This is a genomic window from Cellulomonas marina, assembly GCF_900111925.1.
In the GTDB taxonomy this organism is placed as follows: Bacteria; Actinomycetota; Actinomycetes; order Actinomycetales; family Cellulomonadaceae; genus Cellulomonas; species Cellulomonas marina.
Map to the genome: position 1 here is coordinate 168,226 of NZ_FOKA01000005.1, position 17,139 is coordinate 185,364.

The window sequence follows — 17,139 nt, forward strand, 5'->3', positions numbered from 1 at the left end:
ACGAAGGAAGTAGGACCCCCTTGCTCGACGTCAACGTCTTCGACCAGCTCCGCATCGGGCTGGCCACGGCCGACGACATCCGCTCCTGGTCCAAGGGCGAGGTCAAGAAGCCCGAGACCATCAACTACCGCACCCTCAAGCCGGAGAAGGACGGGCTCTTCTGCGAGAAGATCTTCGGACCCACTCGGGACTGGGAGTGCTACTGCGGCAAGTACAAGCGCGTGCGCTTCAAGGGCATCATCTGCGAGCGCTGCGGCGTCGAGGTGACGCGTTCGAAGGTCCGTCGTGAGCGCATGGGCCACATCGAGCTCGCCGCGCCCGTCACGCACATCTGGTTCTTCAAGGGCGTCCCGTCGCGCCTGGGCTACCTGCTGGACCTGGCGCCCAAGGACCTCGAGAAGGTCATCTACTTCGCGGCGTACATGATCACGTCCGTCGACGAGGAGGGCCGGCAGGCCGACCTCCCCAACCTCCAGAACGGCATCGACCTGGAGAAGAAGGAGATCGCCGACCGGCGCGACAACGACATCAACACGCGCGCCGCGAAGCTCGAGGCCGACCTGGCCGAGCTCGAGGCGGAGGGCGCGAAGTCGGACGTGCGCCGCAAGGTGCGCGACTCGGCCGAGCGCGAGATGGCGCAGATCCGCAAGCGCGCCGACACCGAGATCGAGCGCATCGACCAGGTGTGGGACCGCTTCAAGAACCTCAAGGTCGCGGACCTCGAGGGCGACGAGATGCTCTACCGCCAGCTCCTGGACCGGTTCGGCATCTACTTCGAGGGCTCCATGGGTGCCGCCGCGATCCAGAAGCGCCTCGAGGCGTTCGACCTGGACGCCGAGGCGGAGAACCTGCGCGAGATCATCCGCACCGGCAAGGGCCAGCGGAAGACCCGTGCGCTGAAGCGCCTCAAGGTCGTCAACGCGTTCCTCACGACGAGCAACTCGCCCACGGGCATGGTCCTCGACGCGGTCCCGGTCATCCCGCCGGACCTGCGCCCGATGGTCCAGCTCGACGGCGGTCGCTTCGCCACGAGCGACCTCAACGACCTGTACCGCCGCGTCATCAACCGGAACAACCGCCTCAAGCGGCTCCTGGACCTGGGCGCGCCGGAGATCATCGTCAACAACGAGAAGCGGATGCTCCAGGAGGCCGTGGACTCGCTGTTCGACAACGGCCGCCGCGGCCGCCCGGTCACGGGCCCCGGCAACCGTCCGCTGAAGTCGATCTCCGACATGCTCAAGGGCAAGCAGGGCCGGTTCCGCCAGAACCTGCTCGGCAAGCGCGTCGACTACTCCGGCCGCTCGGTCATCGTCGTCGGCCCGCAGCTCAAGCTGCACCAGTGCGGCCTGCCCAAGCAGATGGCGCTCGAGCTCTTCAAGCCCTTCGTCATGAAGCGGCTCGTGGACCTCAACCACGCGCAGAACATCAAGTCGGCCAAGCGCATGGTCGAGCGCGCGCGCCCCGTCGTCTGGGACGTGCTCGAGGAGGTCATCACGGAGCACCCGGTCCTGCTGAACCGGGCGCCCACGCTGCACCGCCTCGGCATCCAGGCGTTCGAGCCGCAGCTCGTCGAGGGCAAGGCGATCCACCTGCACCCGCTCGTCTGCGGCGCGTTCAACGCCGACTTCGACGGCGACCAGATGGCCGTCCACCTGCCCCTGAGCGCCGAGGCGCAGGCCGAGGCCCGCATCCTCATGCTCTCGAGCAACAACATCCTCAAGCCGTCCGACGGCCGCCCCGTGACCATGCCCTCGCAGGACATGATCATCGGCCTGTTCCACCTCACGTCGGACAAGGAGGACGCGCTCGGCGCGGGCCGGGCGTTCAGCTCGGTGTCCGAGGCGATCATGGCGTTCGACCAGGGCAGCCTGGACCTGAACGCGGTCGTGCGGATCCGGTTCGACGACCTCGTGCTGGCCGAGGAGGCCGCGCCCGAGGGCTGGACCCAGGGCGAGCCGCTGCTCTTCGAGACGACGCTCGGCCGGGCCCTGTTCAACGAGCTGCTGCCCGTGGACTACCCGTACGAGAACGGCGTCGTCGACAAGAAGCGCCTCTCGGTGATCATCAACGACCTGGCGGAGCGCTACCCCAAGGTGGACGTCGCCGCGTCGCTGGACGCCTTCAAGGAGGCCGGCTTCCGCTGGGCCACCCGCTCGGGCGTGACGATCGCGATCTCCGACGTCGCGGCCCCGGCCGAGAAGCAGGCGATCCTCGAGGAGCACGAGGCGCGGGCCGCCAAGGTCCAGGGCCAGTACGACAAGGGTCTGATCACCGACGACGAGCGCCGCCAGGAGCTCATCGAGATCTGGAACCAGGCCACCGAGAAGGTCGCCAAGGCGATGCTGGAGAACTTCCCGGCGCGCAACACGGTGTACCGGATGGTCGGCTCGGGCGCCCGCGGCAACTGGATGCAGGTCCGCCAGATCGCCGGCATGCGCGGCCTCGTCGCCAACCCGAAGGGCGAGATCATCCCGCGCCCGATCAAGTCGAACTACCGCGAGGGCCTGTCGGTCCTCGAGTACTTCATCGCCACGCACGGTGCCCGCAAGGGCCTCGCGGACACCGCCCTGCGGACCGCCGACTCCGGGTACCTCACCCGTCGTCTGGTGGACGTCTCCCAGGACGTCATCGTCCGCGAGGACGACTGCGGCACCGAGCGCGGCCTGACGATGCCCATCGCCACCGAGGGGCGCGACGGCACGCTGCGCCTGCACGACAAGGTGGAGACGAGCGTCTTCTCGCGCACGCTGGCGACGGACTCCGTCGTCGACGGCGAGGTCGTCGGGCACGCGGGGGAGGACGTCGGCGACGTGCTCCTGGCGCGCCTGCTCGAGGCCGGCGTCACGACCCTCAAGGTGCGCTCCGTGCTCACCTGCGAGTCGCGCGTCGGGACCTGCGCCAAGTGCTACGGCCGCTCCCTGGCGACGGGCAAGCTCGTCGACATCGGCGAGGCCGTCGGCATCATCGCGGCCCAGTCGATCGGCGAGCCCGGCACGCAGCTGACGATGCGTACCTTCCACACGGGTGGTGTCGCCTCCGCGGAGGACATCACCCAGGGTCTGCCCCGTGTCCAGGAGCTCTTCGAGGCCCGCACCCCCAAGGGTGAGGCGCCCATCGCGGAGTTCTCCGGACGCGTGACGATCGAGGAGGGCGACCGCTCCCGTCGGATCGTGCTGACGCCGGACGACGGCTCCGAGGAGATCGCGTACCCGATCACCAAGCGCTCGCGCCTGGTGGTCAGCGACGGCGACCACGTCGAGGTCGGCACGCAGCTGGTGCAGGGTGCGGTGGACCCCAAGAAGGTCCTGCGCATCCTCGGCCCGCGCGCCACGCAGAAGCACCTGGTGGACGAGGTCCAGGAGGTCTACCGCTCCCAGGGCGTGGACATCCACGACAAGCACATCGAGGTCATCGTGCGGCAGATGCTGCGGCGCGTGACGGTGCTCGACTCCGGCGAGACCGACCTGCTGCCCGGCGAGCTCGCCGAGCGGGGCCGGTTCGAGGACGCGAACCGCAAGGCCGTGTCCGAGGGTGGCCAGCCAGCCGCCGGCCGTCCGGAGCTCATGGGCATCACCAAGGCCTCGCTGGCCACGGACTCGTGGCTGTCGGCGGCGTCCTTCCAGGAGACGACGCGCGTCCTCACCGAGGCCGCGATGTCGGGTCGGTCCGACCCGCTGCTCGGCCTCAAGGAGAACGTCATCCTCGGCAAGCTCATCCCCGCCGGCACCGGCCTGTCGCGCTACGGCGACGTGCGGGTCGAGCCGACGGAGTCCGCCAAGGCCGAGCTGTACCCGGCCTTCGGCTACGACGAGATCGACTTCCCGGCGCTGGGCTTCGGCTCCGGCGAGGCGATCCCGCTCGAGGACATCGACTTCGGCGGCGAGTACCGCTGACGTCCTCACCCGGGGGCCCGCCGCCTCCCGCCCCGTGCGGGAATGCGGCGGGCCCCCGGGCCGTTGTCCCCGACGTCCTGCGCACCTGCCGGCCCGCCGGTGGTCTTTTGACCGCCCGACGACCGCCGGGTAGCGTGGGGCATCGTGCCCGCGTCGTCGGGCCTCTGTGCTGTGCTCGCGGACCACGTCCCCCTCGGGGGAGCGGGGCGGGCGACGGCCCGCTCACCACACGAGGACCGCTCCTGACGGAGGGGACCGGCCGTGCGGGAGGGGACCGGGGCGACACGCCCGGGCGCGGGGGTCGGTGCGGGACGTTAGACCACCGGGGTAGTCGCGCGACGGGCGACGATCCGGACCCTGCCGGCCGTCCTGGGTGACGGGTCCGGTCGACCAGAGAACTCCCACAGACTCGGAGACGTAGTGCCTACGATCCAGCAGCTGGTCCGCAAGGGCCGGCAGGCGAAGACGAACAAGTCGAAGACGCCTGCCCTCAAGGGCTCCCCCCAGCGACGCGGTGTGTGCACCCGCGTCTACACAACGACCCCGAAGAAGCCGAACTCGGCCCTCCGCAAGGTCGCGCGCGTCCGCCTGTCCTCGCAGGTCGAGGTCACCGCGTACATCCCCGGCGTCGGCCACAACCTGCAGGAGCACTCCATCGTGCTCGTGCGCGGCGGCCGCGTGAAGGACCTCCCGGGCGTCCGCTACAAGATCGTCCGCGGCGCGCTGGACACCCAGGGCGTCAAGAACCGCAAGCAGGCGCGCAGCCGCTACGGCGCGAAGAAGGTGGGCTGATGCCTCGCAAGGGTCCGGCCCCGAAGCGGCCGCTGATCGTCGACCCCGTCTACGGGTCCCCGGTCGTCACGCAGCTCATCAACAAGGTCCTGCTCGACGGCAAGAAGACCGTCGCGGAGGCCATCGTCTACGGCGCGCTCGAGGGCGTCCGCTCCAAGGTGGACGGCGACCCGGTCGTCGTGCTCAAGCGGGCCCTGGACAACGTGCGCCCGGCGCTCGAGGTCCGCTCCCGTCGTGTCGGTGGCGCCACCTACCAGGTGCCGGTCGAGGTGCGGCCCGTCCGTGCGACGACGCTGGCGCTGCGCTGGCTGACCGACTTCTCCCGCGCGCGTCGCGAGAAGACGATGACCGAGCGCCTCATGAACGAGATCCTCGACGCCTCCAACGGCCTGGGTGCCGCCGTGAAGCGCCGCGAGGACATGCACAAGATGGCGGAGTCCAACCGGGCGTTCGCGCACTACCGCTGGTGACACCGTCCCGTCCGGCCGCGGCCGGCGCCCCTCGTCGGGCGTCGTGCCCGGGCCGGACGGGCGGCCGCCGGCCGGTCACCACCCGGGTGTTCCCCGGGCCGATCAGCGGGCTGCCCGCAACCCGCTGACCCACAGCCGACCGACAAGGGGCAACACACGTGGCACTGGACGTGCTGACGGACCTCACCAAGGTCCGCAACATCGGCATCATGGCGCACATCGACGCCGGCAAGACGACCACCACCGAGCGGATCCTGTTCTACACCGGGGTCAGCTACAAGATCGGCGAGGTCCACGACGGCGCCGCCACGATGGACTGGATGGAGCAGGAGCAGGAGCGCGGCATCACCATCACGTCCGCGGCGACGACGTGCTTCTGGAACGACAACCAGATCAACATCATCGACACGCCCGGCCACGTCGACTTCACGGTCGAGGTCGAGCGCTCGCTGCGCGTGCTCGACGGCGCGGTCGCCGTGTTCGACGGCAAGGAGGGCGTGGAGCCCCAGTCCGAGACGGTGTGGCGGCAGGCGGACAAGTACGACGTCCCCCGCATCTGCTTCGTCAACAAGATGGACAAGCTCGGCGCCGACTTCTACTTCACGGTCGACACGATCGTGAACCGCCTCAAGGCCAAGCCGCTGGTCATCCAGCTGCCGATCGGCTCCGAGGGCGGCTTCACCGGCGTGGTCGACCTCGTCGAGATGCGCGCGCTCGTCTGGCACGGCGAGACGAAGCTGGGCGAGAAGTACGACATCGAGGAGATCCCCGCCGACCTGGCCGAGCGCGCCGCGGAGTACCGCGCCGCCCTCGTCGAGGCCGTGGCGGAGAGCGACGACGAGCTGCTCGAGAAGTTCCTCGGCGGCGAGGAGCTGACGACGGCCGAGATCAAGGCCGGCATCCGCAAGCTCACGATCGCCTCTGAGGCCTACCCGGTCCTCTGCGGCTCCGCGTTCAAGAACAAGGGCGTGCAGCCCATGCTCGACGCGGTCATCGACTACCTGCCCTCCCCGCTGGACGTCCCCTCGGTCGAGGGTCACGACGTCAAGGACGAGGAGGTCGTCGTCACGCGGCACGCGGACGCCACGGAGCCGTTCTCGGCGCTGGCGTTCAAGATCGCGGCGCACCCGTTCTTCGGCAAGCTCACCTACGTCCGCGTCTACTCCGGCAAGGTGCCCTCGGGCGCCCAGGTCGTGAACTCGACGAAGGGCAAGAAGGAGCGCATCGGGAAGCTCTTCCAGATGCACTCCAACAAGGAGAACCCGGTGGAGGAGGCCCAGGCGGGCCACATCTACGCCTTCATCGGCCTGAAGGACACGACCACGGGCGACACGCTGTGCGACCCGTCGGCCCCGGTGATCCTCGAGTCGATGACGTTCCCGGAGCCCGTCATCGACGTGGCGATCGAGCCCAAGACGAAGGGTGACCAGGAGAAGCTCTCCACGGCCATCCAGAAGCTCGCCGAGGAGGACCCGACGTTCCGGGTCAAGCTCGACGAGGAGACCGGCCAGACCGTCATCGGCGGCATGGGCGAGCTCCACCTCGACATCCTCGTCGACCGCATGCGGCGCGAGTTCAAGGTCGAGGCCAACGTCGGCAAGCCGCAGGTGGCCTACCGCGAGACGATCCGTCGTGCGGTGGAGAAGATCGACTACGTCCACAAGAAGCAGACCGGTGGCTCCGGCCAGTACGCGAAGGTCCAGATGTCCTTCGAGCCGCTGGACCCGGCCGAGGGCGAGCTCTACGAGTTCGACAACAAGGTCACCGGTGGCCGCATCCCCCGCGAGTACATCCCGTCGGTGGACCAGGGCATCCAGTCGGCCATGCAGCTCGGCGTCCTCGCCGGGTTCCCGCTGGTCGGCGTGAAGGCCACGCTGCTCGACGGCGCGTACCACGACGTCGACTCCTCGGAGATGGCGTTCAAGATCGCGGGCTCCATGGTCCTCAAGGAGGCCGTCCGGAAGGCGGACCCGGTGCTCCTCGAGCCCGTCATGGCCGTCGAGGTCCGCACGCCCGAGGACTACATGGGCGACGTCATCGGCGATCTGAACTCGCGCCGCGGCATGATCCAGTCGATGGAGGACGCCACCGGCGTCAAGGTGGTCCGCGCGCTGGTCCCGCTGTCGGAGATGTTCGGCTACGTGGGCGACCTGCGGTCGAAGACCCAGGGCCGCGCCGTGTACTCCATGCAGTTCGACAGCTACGCCGAGGTCCCGCGCAACGTGGCCGAGGAGATCATCAAGAAGACCCGGGGCGAGTAGTCCCGCAGGGACGGGTGCCGGTCGGTCCACCGACCGGCCGGCCCCGGCCCAGCACCACCCAGCACGACAACCCGACCCGGAGGACCGCGCGGGCGTGGGCTACGGTTGGCCCGAGGCAACGCGCACATCTCTACCAAGTCCTGAGGAGGACACCCAGTGGGCAAGGCGAAGTTCGAGCGGACGAAGCCGCACGTCAACATCGGGACCATCGGTCACGTCGACCACGGCAAGACGACGCTGACCGCCGCGATCTCGAAGGTCCTGCACGACAAGTACCCGGACCTGAACCCCTTCACGCCGTTCGACGAGATCGACAAGGCGCCGGAGGAGAAGCAGCGCGGTATCACGATCAACATCGCGCACGTCGAGTACCAGACCGAGAAGCGTCACTACGCGCACGTAGACGCCCCCGGCCACGCCGACTACATCAAGAACATGATCACGGGTGCGGCGCAGATGGACGGCGCCATCCTCGTGGTGGCGGCGACCGACGGCCCGATGGCCCAGACGCGTGAGCACGTCCTGCTCGCCCGCCAGGTCGGCGTGCCCTACCTGCTGGTCGCGCTGAACAAGTCCGACATGGTGGACGACGAGGAGATCCTCGAGCTCGTCGAGGTCGAGGTGCGCGAGCTCCTCTCCTCGCAGGGCTTCGCCGGCGACGACGTGCCGGTCGTGCGCGTCTCGGGCCTCAAGGCCCTCGAGGGCGACCCCGAGTGGGTCAAGTCCGTCGAGGCGCTGCTCGACGCGATCGACGAGAACGTGCCGGACCCGGTGCGCGACATCGACAAGCCGTTCCTCATGCCGATCGAGGACGTCTTCACCATCACGGGCCGTGGCACCGTCGTCACCGGTCGTGTCGAGCGTGGCCGCCTCAAGGTGAACGAGGAGGTGGAGATCGTCGGCATCAAGGAGAAGGCGATCAAGACCACCGTCACCGGTGTCGAGATGTTCCGCAAGCTCCTCGACTACGCCGAGGCGGGCGAGAACGTCGGCCTGCTGCTCCGCGGCACGAAGCGCGAGGAGGTGGAGCGCGGCCAGGTCGTCGTCAAGCCGGGCTCGATCACCCCGCACACGGAGTTCGAGGGCCAGGTCTACATCCTCGCCAAGGACGAGGGCGGCCGGCACAACCCGTTCTACGGGAACTACCGCCCCCAGTTCTACTTCCGCACGACGGACGTCACCGGCGTCATCACGCTGCCCGAGGGCACCGAGATGGTCATGCCCGGTGACAACACCGAGATCACCGTGAACCTCATCCAGCCCATCGCCATGGAGGAGGGCCTCGGCTTCGCCATCCGCGAGGGTGGCCGCACCGTCGGCTCGGGCCGGGTCACGAAGATCCTCAAGTGATCACCGCCCCTCGGGGCACCTGATCATCAGCACCACCCGGAGGGCCCGGGCGCCGCGAGGCGCCCGGGCCCTCCGTCGTCCTCGGGCGGGCCACCGCCCACACCGGACGCTCCGGCGCCGTCCTCGAGCCGTCCCCAGCCCGCGAGCCGCCGGTGGCCTGTGGAGGACCGCCGCCGCGGTGCCCGCCCTGCTCCACGCTGGGCCCGTGCAGACGACGACGGACGCCCCGACGAGCAGGCCTGACGATCGCGCCGGGGCGTGGTGGGCGCCGGCCCGGGAGGACCGGCACCGGCAGGCGTGCGCGCGGGTGGTCCTCGCGGTGCCCGGGGTGACCGTGTCGCACGCCAGCGCGGCCGCGCTCCACGGCCTGCCCGTGCCGGTGCGGCTGGGGGCCGTCGAGGTCACGCGGGTCGTGCACCGGTGGCGCCCGGGCGTCCGCGGGGCGCTCGTGCGCGTCGTCCGGCGGCCGCCGGGCGCCGTCGTGCTCGGCGGCGTGCCCGTCACGTCGGTCGCCCGCACGGTGGTGGACGTGGCGCGCACCCGGCCGTCGCCGGTGGCGCTGACCGTGGCGGACGCCGCACTACGCGCGGGCCTGGTGTCGGCCGAGGAGCTGGACGAGGAGGTCGACCGCGCCGGGGCCGGTCCCGGGGTGCGGGCGGCGCGCCGTGTGGTCGCGCACGCCGACGGACGGTCGCGGTCACCGGAGGAGTCGGTCAGCCGTGCGCGTCTCCTGGAGGCCGGCGTCGCCCTCCCCGTGCTGCACCCGTCGCCGACGGACGCCGGTCCTGGCGTCGCCTTCTGGTGGCCGCGGCACGGCGCGGCCGGGCGGCTCGTGCCGGCGGGGCACGCGGCACGCGGCCACCCGTGGACGGTCGAGGGGCGCGTCCGTGTCGTCGCGTGGACGTGGGCCGACGCCCTCGCGGGTGCGCCGGTGGTGGCGCGGCTCGGCGCCGCGGGCGTGCGCTGACGGCGGCGCCACCGGGGGTCGTCACCGCCACCGCCGGAGGACGGGTCCGGCAGCGGCGGTGCCACCGGGGCAGACTGCTCGGGTGCCCCCGACCCGCTCGTCGCGCTCCTGGCACGTCCCTCCGTGCTGCCGGTGGCCGCAGGGCTCGGCGCGGTCGTCGACGCCGTCCGGTCGCACGGCACGGCGGTCGCGCAGGCGCCGCCGGGCAGCGGCAAGACCACGCTCGTGCCGCCCGCCCTCGCCGTGGCCCTGGGCGGACGGGTGCTGGTCACGCAGCCGCGTCGCATCGCCGCGCGGGCCGCCGCCCGTCGGCTCGCGGAGCTGGTGGGGGAGCCGGTCGGCAGCACGGCCGGGTACACGGTGCGCGACGACCGTCGCGTGGGCCCTGCCACCCGCGTCGAGGTCGTCACCACGGGTGTGCTCCTGCGCCGCCTGCAGCGGGACCCCGAGCTGCCGGGGGTCGCGGCGGTCGTGCTCGACGAGGTGCACGAGCGGCACCTCGACGGCGATCTGGCGCTCGCGCTGCTCGTCGACGTGCGCGCGCACCTGCGCCCCGACCTCGCGCTCGTCGCCATGTCGGCCACGGTCGAGGCCGCGCGGACGGCGGCGGTGCTCGGTGCCGCCGGCGGCCCCGCGCCGGTCGTCACGGTGCCGGGCGCCCTGCATCCGGTCGAGGAGGTGTGGGCGCCCCCGCCGCCGCGGGTCGTGGCGCTCGACGAGCGCGGCGTGACGGCGGGGTTCCTCGACCACGTGGCGGCGACGGCCGTCCTTGCCTGCTCCGGCGCGACGGGTGACGTGCTCGTGTTCGTGCCGGGGGCCGCGGAGGTCGACGCCGTCGTCGACCGGGTCCGGGCGCGGGCCGGGGACGGCGGGGCCGCCGTGGACGTGCGGCCGCTGCACGGCCGGCTCTCGGTCGCAGACCAGGACCTCGCGCTGCGCCCCGGCCCGCGTCGGCGGGTCGTCGTCGCCACGGCGGTGGCGGAGTCGTCGCTGACCGTGCCGGGCGTGCGCGTGGTGGTGGACGGCGGGCTGGAGCGGCGGCCCCGCACGGACCACGCACGGGGACTGGCGGGCCTGGTGACGGTGGGGGTCAGCCGGGCCGGCGCGGACCAGCGGGCAGGCCGTGCGGGGCGCGAGGGACCGGGGGTGGTGCACCGGTGCTGGACGCCAGGCGAGCACGCACGCCGGCCGGCGCACCCCGAGCCCGAGATCCGCACGGCCGACCTCGTCGGCTTCCTCCTCGAGGCCGCGTGCTGGGGCGCCCCGCGCGCGGCGGGGCTCGCGCTGCTCGACGAGCCGCCCGCGGGCGCGGTCGCGGCGGCGGAGGCGGTGCTGCACGGCATCGGCGCGGTCGACGCGGCAGGCGTCGTCACGGACCGGGGGCGCGCGGTCGCCGAGGTGCCGGCGGATTCGCGCGTGGCGCGGGCGCTCCTCGACGCGGTGGGGGAGCTGGGGCCGCGCCGGGCGGCCGAGGTGGCGGCGCTGCTGTCCGACGAGGTGCGCGCACCGGACGGCGACCTCGTCGCGGCGCTGCGGTCGCTGCGACGTGGTGGGCCTGCCGCGGCGTCCTGGCGCCGACGGGCCGAGGGCCTGCAGCGGGCGGTGCGAGCACGCACCTCGTCCACGATCGGGGCGGTCATCGGCACCGGTGGACCCCCCGGGCCCGGGGCCGCCGCGACCGGCACCCCTGTGCCCGGCACCAGCGTGCCCGGCACCAGCGTGCCCGGCACCAGCGTGCCCGGCACCAGCGTGCCCGGCACCTCTGTGCCTGGCACCTCTGTGCCTGGCACCTCTGTGCCTGGCACCTCTGTGCCTGGCACCTCTGTGCCTGGCACCTCTGTGCCTGGCACCTCTGTGCCCTGCACCCGTGTGCTCGGCGACGACGCCGCGGTGGCCCTCGTCGTGGCCCTGGCGCACCCCGACCGCATCGCCCGGCGCCGGGAGGACGGGAACGCGTACCTGCTGGCCTCCGGCACCGGCGCGGTGCTGCCGCCGGCGTCCGCCCTGCAGGGGTCGCCGTGGCTCGCGGTCGCCGAGGCGGTCTGGACGCCGGGGCGGCGTGACGCGCTCGTGCGGTCCGCCGTCCCGACCGATGCCGCCACCGCCCTGCTGGCGGCGGCGCCGCTGCTCGTCGAGGAGGACGTCGTGGCCTGGGTCGGCGGCCGTGTCGTGGCCCACCGCGTGCAGCGGCTGGGCGCGATCGAGCTGCGCGGCGAGCGCCTGCCGCGACCGGACCCGGAGCGGGTGCGGGCGGCGGTGCGGGACGGCCTGGCGCGGTCGGGGCTGGGGGTGCTGCGCTGGGGGGAGGGTGCCACCGCGCTGCGCCGCCGCCTGGACCTGCTGCACCGCCACCTCGGCGCCCCGTGGCCGCCGGTCGACGACGCGGCGCTGACCGCCGACCTCGACCGCTGGCTCGGCCCGGACCTGGGCCGCGTGCGGACCGGTGAGGACCTCGCGCGGATCGACGTCGCGGCGGCGCTCCGCCGGCTGCTGCCGTGGCCCGAGGCGGCCCGGCTCGACGAGCTGGCCCCTGAGCGGGTGACCGTGCCCAGCGGGTCGTCGGTGCGCGTCGACTACGCCGCCGACCCGCCGGCGCTACCCGTCCGGCTCCAGGAGACCTTCGGCTGGCGGACCGCGCCGCGGGTCGTCGACGGCCGGGTGCCGCTGGTGCTGCACCTGCTGTCGCCGGCGGGGCGTCCGGCCGCCGTCACCGCGGACCTCGAGTCGTTCTGGCGCTCGGGGTACGCGCAGGTGCGCGGGGAGCTGCGGCGCCGGTACCCGAGGCACGCGTGGCCGGAGGACCCGACGACCGCCGCACCCGTGCGCGGGGTCCAGCGGCGCCGGTGACGTGGTCCGACGACGCGGCCCGACGGCGTGGTCCGGCGACGTGCTCCGGCGGCGCGGTCCGACAACGCGGGACGACGACGCCCCGCCGACCACGGGGTCGACGGGGCGCCTGGGGTGCTGGCGGTGGTGCCGTCAGTGCACGACGGCCTTCTCGGCGCCCGCGCCCGTCATGGAGCGAACCTCCATCTCGGCGGACTTCAGGGCGTCGTGCTCCGACGAGGTCACGCTGCCCAGCCAGCCGAGGAAGAAGCCGAGCGGCACGGAGACCAGGGCCGGGTTGGACAGGGGGAACCACGAGATGTCCACGCCCGGGATCATCGCGGTCTCCGACCCGGTGACCACCGGTGAGAAGACGATGAGCACGAGGGCGGACCCCAGCCCACCGTAGATGCTCCACAGGGAGCCGCGGGTGTTGAACCGCCGCCAGTACAGCGAGTACAGGATCGAAGGCAGGTTCGCGCTGGCCGCGATGGCGAAGGCCAACGAGACCAGGAACGCGACGTTCTGCCCGTTGGCCAGCACGCCGCCGACGATCGACACCGCCCCCACCACCACGGCGGTCCTCCGCGCCACCTTGACCTCCTGCTCGGGGTCGGCCTGCCCGCGCTTGATGACGCCGTTGTAGACGTCGTGCGCGAACGACGCGGCCGCGGTGATCGTCAGGCCGGCGACGACGGCGAGGATGGTGGCGAAGGCGACGGCCGCGATGACGCCGAGCAGCAGGGTGCCGCCCAGCTCGTACGCCAGCGCGGGTGCGGCCGAGTTCGCGCCGCCCGGGGCCGCCAGGATCTCGTCGTGCCCGACCAGGTACGCGGCGCCGAAGCCCAGGATCAGCGTGAACAGGTAGAACGCGCCGATGAGGCCGATGGCCCAGGTGACCGAGCGGCGTGCCTCCCGCGCCGTCGGCACGGTGTAGAAGCGCATGAGCACGTGCGGCAGGCCTGCGGCGCCGAACACGAGGGCGATCGCGAGGGAGATGAAGCCGAGCTTGGTCGTGTCGCTCGCGCCGTACTGCAGCATGGGTTCGAGCACGCGGTCCCCGTCGGGGTGCACCGCCACGGCCCGGTCCAGCAGCGCGGACAGGCTGCCCCCGTTGAGCACGAGGACCCAGACCGTCATGGCACCGGCGCCCACGATGAGCAGGACCGCCTTGATGATCTGCACCCAGGTCGTGCCCTTCATCCCGCCGACGAGGACGTAGACGATCATCAGCGCGCCGACCACCGCGATCGTCAGCGACTGCCCGAGCTTGTCGTCGACGCCCAGGAGCAGCGCGACGAGCCCCCCGGCGCCGGCCATCTGCGCCAGGAGGTAGAAGAACGACACCGCGAGGGTCGAGATCGCCGCCGCCGTGCGGACGGGCCGCTGCCGCATCCGGAACGACAGCACGTCGGCCATCGTGTACTTGCCCGTGTTGCGCAGGGGCTCCGCGACGAGCAGGAGCGCCACGAGCCACGCCACGAGGAACCCGATGGAGTACAGCAGGCCGTCGTAGCCGTAGAGGGCGACCGCGCCCACGATGCCGAGGAACGACGCCGCCGACAGGTAGTCGCCGGCGATGGCGATGCCGTTCTGGCGCCCGCTGAACGAGCGACCGCCGTGGTAGAAGTCGCCGGCCTGCTTCGGGCCGCGCGCCACCCGGATGACGATGGCCAGGGTGACGACGACGAAGACGAGGAAGATGGCGATGTTGAGGATCGGGTTGCCGACGTCCATCAGAGGTCCCCCTCGAGCTCGTGCCGCAGTCGCTCGGCGGACGGGTCCAGGCGGCGGTTCGCGTGCCGGACGTACAGGTAGGTGATGAGGAACGTGGAGGCGAACTGACCCAGGCCGAGGAGCAGGCCGAGGTTCACGGAGCCCAGCACCGGCGTCGACATGAGGTCGGTCGCGTACGTGCTCAGCAGGACGTACAGCAGGTACCAGGCCAGGAACGCGGCCGTCATGGGGAAGGCGAACCGTCGGAAGGTCGAGCGGAGGTCGCCGAACTCCTCGGAGTCCTGCACCCGGACGAACTCGTCGGGGGAGGGGGTGCGGTGGTCGTCTCGACGGCCGCCGCCGTCGAGGTCCGGCAGCGGCGCGTGCCGCGGCGGGAGATGGCTCTCGGTCTCGTCCACGGACGACATACGGCGACTCCTTCGTCGGTACGCAGGTAGGGGCGAGGATCGCGGACGAGGATTCTCGACGTCAAGAGTCTTGGGCCCCCTCGTGTGGCCCGGGTCACGGCGCCGCCGCCGGCCTGCGGTCGCGCCGGTGTCGGCACCCGGCGGGATTGGCCATCGCCGGTTCCGTCTGGCAGACTGTCGGGGTTGCCCGCTGGTGGAGGCGCGCCCTGGCACGGAAAGGACCGGTTCTCCTGGTCCTCCTGCTGTCCTGGCGCTCCGGCCGTCCGGGCTGTGCACACGTGGAGGGTCCGCCGGACCCCGGGGTCACCCCCGGTGGTGAGGGCCCGATCGCAACCACCGACCTCGTACCGGCCCCTCGGGGACGGGACGCCGTGCTGGGGTGCGTCGCACGACGCGACACGCCCGAGCGCGGGGGTCGGACGGACCGGTACGAGAGAGAGAAGTAGACGACGCCATGGCGGGACAGAAGATCCGCATCCGGCTCAAGTCCTACGACCACGAGGTCATCGACAGCTCGGCGCGCAAGATCGTCGACACGGTGACCCGCGCTGGTGCGTCGGTCGTGGGTCCGGTGCCGCTGCCGACGGAGAAGAACGTCTTCTGCGTCATCCGGTCGCCCCACAAGTACAAGGACAGCCGCGAGCACTTCGAGATGCGCACGCACAAGCGGCTGATCGACATCATCGACCCCACGCCGAAGGCCGTCGACTCGCTCATGCGTCTCGACCTGCCGGCGGACGTGAACATCGAGATCAAGCTCTGACGCTGGGAAGGAACTGATCCTCATGGTTACCCAGCAGAACGCGCGCCCCGTCACGGCGCTGCTCGGCACGAAGCTCGGCATGACGCAGGTGTGGGACGCCGACGGCCGTCTCGTCCCCGTCACCGTGCTGGCGGTCGGGCCGAACGTCGTGACCCAGGTGCGCACCGCTGAGGCCGACGGCTACGCGGCGGTCCAGCTGGCCTCCGGCCAGATCGACCCCCGCAAGGTCACCAAGCCGCTCAAGGGCCACTTCGAGAAGGCCGGGGTCACCCCCCGCCGGCACGTGGTCGAGATCCGCACGTCCGACGCCGCCACCTACTCGCTCGGCCAGGAGATCACCGCCTCGGTGCTCGAGGCCGGCGCGAAGGTCGACGTCGTCGGGACCACCAAGGGCAAGGGCACCGCCGGTGTCATGAAGCGTCACGGCTTCTCCGGCGTGGGCGCCTCCCACGGTGCGCACCGCAACCACCGCAAGCCCGGCTCGATCGGCGGGGCGTCCACCCCGTCGCGCGTCTTCAAGGGCATGCGCATGGCCGGTCGGATGGGCGTCGCCCGTCAGACCACCCAGAACCTGACCGTGCACGCGGTCGACGCCGAGAAGGGCCTGGTGCTCGTCAAGGGCGCCGTCCCCGGCCCGAAGAACGGCGTCGTGCTCGTGCGTTCCGCAGTGAAGGGCGCGTGAGACGCATGAGCGACACGCTGACCGTCGACGTCCTGGACGCCGCGGGTGCCACGGCCGGGCAGGCCGAGCTCCCCGCCGACGTCTTCGACGTGCAGACCAACATCCCGCTGATCCACCAGGTCGTCGTCGCGCAGCTCGCCGCGGCGCGGCAGGGGACGCACGCCACCAAGACGCGTGGCGAGGTCCGCGGTGGCGGCAAGAAGCCGTACAAGCAGAAGGGCACCGGTCGTGCCCGCCAGGGCTCGACCCGCGCCCCGCAGTTCGCCGGCGGTGGCACGGTCCACGGCCCGCAGCCGCGCGACTACAGCCAGCGGACCCCGAAGAAGATGAAGGCCGCGGCGCTCCGCGGTGCCCTCTCGGACCGCGCCCGGGCCGGCCGCGTGCACGTCGTCACCGGCTTCGGCATCGGTGAGGCCCCCTCGACGAAGGCCGCGGTGAAGGTGCTGGAGACGCTGTCCCCGCGCCGCCACGTGCTCGTCGTCGTCGAGCGCCAGGACGAGACGACCTGGAAGTCGCTGCGCAACGTCGAGCGGGTCCACCTGCTCGTCGCGGACCAGCTCAACACGTACGACGTGCTCGTCTCGGACGACGTCGTGTTCACCCAGGGCGCGCTCGACGCGTTCCTCGCGGGCCCGACCTCGTCCGTCGCCGGCGCCGCGTCCACCGAGGAGGCCTCCGCGTGACCACCGTCGGCAAGGACCCGCGCGACATCCTGATCGCGCCGGTCGTCTCCGAGAAGAGCTACGCGCTGCTCGACGAGGGCAAGTACACGTTCCTCGTCGACCCGCGGGCCAACAAGACCGAGATCAAGATCGCCGTCGAGCGGGTGTTCGGCGTCAAGGTCGACTCGGTCAACACGGCGAACCGCCAGGGCAAGGCCCGGCGTACCCGGTTCGGCATCGGCCGTCGCAAGGACACGAAGCGTGCGATCGTCACCCTCCGCGAGGGCTCGATCGACATCTTCGGCGGTCCGGTCGGCTGACCAGAGCAG

The 17,139-nt window shown here is 71.9% G+C and carries 13 protein-coding genes; 11 read left to right on the forward strand and 2 right to left on the reverse strand.

Features of this window, described 5'->3' with window-relative positions; genetic code table 11:
* Positions 1 to 20 precede the first annotated feature (20 nt).
* From BM048_RS07315 to BM048_RS07345, 7 genes are all read left to right on the forward strand, one after another.
* Positions 21 to 3,893 carry a DNA-directed RNA polymerase subunit beta' gene (locus tag BM048_RS07315; protein WP_090031893.1) on the forward strand — a complete coding sequence of 1,291 codons (3,873 nt, stop codon included), beginning with the start codon at positions 21 to 23 and terminating at the stop codon, positions 3,891 to 3,893.
* Between the two features lie 420 nt (positions 3,894 to 4,313).
* Positions 4,314 to 4,685, forward strand: a complete 372-nt coding sequence (rpsL, locus tag BM048_RS07320) for a 30S ribosomal protein S12 (RefSeq protein WP_013770160.1) — start codon at positions 4,314 to 4,316, stop codon at positions 4,683 to 4,685.
* Positions 4,685 to 5,155, forward strand: coding sequence for a 30S ribosomal protein S7 (gene rpsG, locus BM048_RS07325; RefSeq protein WP_090031895.1), 471 nt, complete (start codon positions 4,685 to 4,687; stop codon positions 5,153 to 5,155). The genes rpsL and rpsG overlap by 1 nt, the downstream gene beginning before the upstream one ends.
* Positions 5,156 to 5,313: 158 nt before the next feature.
* Positions 5,314 to 7,416, forward strand: a complete 2,103-nt coding sequence (fusA, locus tag BM048_RS07330; RefSeq protein ID WP_090031897.1) for an elongation factor G — start codon at positions 5,314 to 5,316, stop codon at positions 7,414 to 7,416.
* A 156-nt stretch (positions 7,417 to 7,572) separates the two neighbouring features.
* Positions 7,573 to 8,766 (forward strand): elongation factor Tu, encoded by a 1,194-nt coding sequence (gene tuf / locus BM048_RS07335; protein WP_090031899.1) that lies wholly within the window; start codon positions 7,573 to 7,575, stop codon positions 8,764 to 8,766.
* 205 nt (positions 8,767 to 8,971) lie between these two features.
* Positions 8,972 to 9,733, forward strand: a complete 762-nt coding sequence (locus BM048_RS18125) for a hypothetical protein (protein ID WP_175499369.1) — start codon at positions 8,972 to 8,974, stop codon at positions 9,731 to 9,733.
* 132 nt (positions 9,734 to 9,865) lie between these two features.
* Complete coding sequence (locus tag BM048_RS07345) at positions 9,866 to 12,580, forward strand: ATP-dependent RNA helicase (RefSeq protein WP_244890636.1); 2,715 nt, start codon at positions 9,866 to 9,868, stop codon at positions 12,578 to 12,580.
* 132 nt (positions 12,581 to 12,712) lie between these two features.
* Here BM048_RS07345 and BM048_RS07350 read toward each other — a convergent pair whose 3' ends face one another.
* Both BM048_RS07350 and BM048_RS07355 read right to left on the reverse strand, forming a co-directional pair.
* Positions 12,713 to 14,296: a solute symporter family protein gene (locus BM048_RS07350; protein ID WP_090031905.1), complete on the reverse strand. Its 1,584-nt coding sequence runs from the start codon at positions 14,294 to 14,296 to the stop codon at positions 12,713 to 12,715.
* Positions 14,296 to 14,703 carry a DUF485 domain-containing protein gene (locus BM048_RS07355; protein ID WP_090031907.1) on the reverse strand — a complete coding sequence of 136 codons (408 nt, stop codon included), beginning with the start codon at positions 14,701 to 14,703 and terminating at the stop codon, positions 14,296 to 14,298. Before BM048_RS07355 ends, BM048_RS07350 begins: the two co-directional genes overlap by 1 nt.
* Before the next feature lie 454 nt (positions 14,704 to 15,157).
* On the opposite strand from BM048_RS07355, the gene rpsJ reads away from it, so the two are divergent.
* Genes rpsJ through rplW form a run of 4 tightly spaced genes read left to right on the forward strand, consistent with a single transcriptional unit; the run spans position 15,158 to position 17,130 of the window.
* The gene (rpsJ, locus tag BM048_RS07360; protein WP_013117879.1) at positions 15,158 to 15,466 is read left to right on the forward strand and encodes a 30S ribosomal protein S10; all 309 of its coding nucleotides are present in this window, start codon (positions 15,158 to 15,160) and stop codon (positions 15,464 to 15,466) included.
* Between the two features lie 22 nt (positions 15,467 to 15,488).
* Positions 15,489 to 16,148: a 50S ribosomal protein L3 gene (gene rplC, locus BM048_RS07365; RefSeq protein WP_090031909.1), complete on the forward strand. Its 660-nt coding sequence runs from the start codon at positions 15,489 to 15,491 to the stop codon at positions 16,146 to 16,148.
* 5 nt (positions 16,149 to 16,153) lie between these two features.
* A complete protein-coding gene (gene rplD, locus BM048_RS07370; protein WP_090031911.1) occupies positions 16,154 to 16,831 on the forward strand; it encodes a 50S ribosomal protein L4 in 678 nt (225 codons plus the stop codon).
* Positions 16,828 to 17,130 (forward strand): 50S ribosomal protein L23, encoded by a 303-nt coding sequence (gene rplW, locus BM048_RS07375; RefSeq protein ID WP_090031913.1) that lies wholly within the window; start codon positions 16,828 to 16,830, stop codon positions 17,128 to 17,130. The genes rplD and rplW overlap by 4 nt, the downstream gene beginning before the upstream one ends.
* Positions 17,131 to 17,139 lie beyond the last annotated feature (9 nt).

Bases quoted from the DNA above. Each gene is read 5' to 3' on its own strand.
- rpsG (WP_090031895.1), top strand. From the start codon at position 4,685: ATGCCTCGCAAGGGTCCGGCCCCGAAGCGGCCGCTGATCGTCGACCCC.
- BM048_RS07350 (WP_090031905.1), bottom strand. From the start codon at position 14,296: ATGGACGTCGGCAACCCGATCCTCAACATCGCCATCTTCCTCGTCTTC.
- rplD (WP_090031911.1), top strand. From the start codon at position 16,154: ATGAGCGACACGCTGACCGTCGACGTCCTGGACGCCGCGGGTGCCACG.
- BM048_RS07355 (WP_090031907.1), bottom strand. From the start codon at position 14,703: ATGTCGTCCGTGGACGAGACCGAGAGCCATCTCCCGCCGCGGCACGCG.
- rplC (WP_090031909.1), top strand. From the start codon at position 15,489: ATGGTTACCCAGCAGAACGCGCGCCCCGTCACGGCGCTGCTCGGCACG.
- rpsJ (WP_013117879.1), top strand. From the start codon at position 15,158: ATGGCGGGACAGAAGATCCGCATCCGGCTCAAGTCCTACGACCACGAG.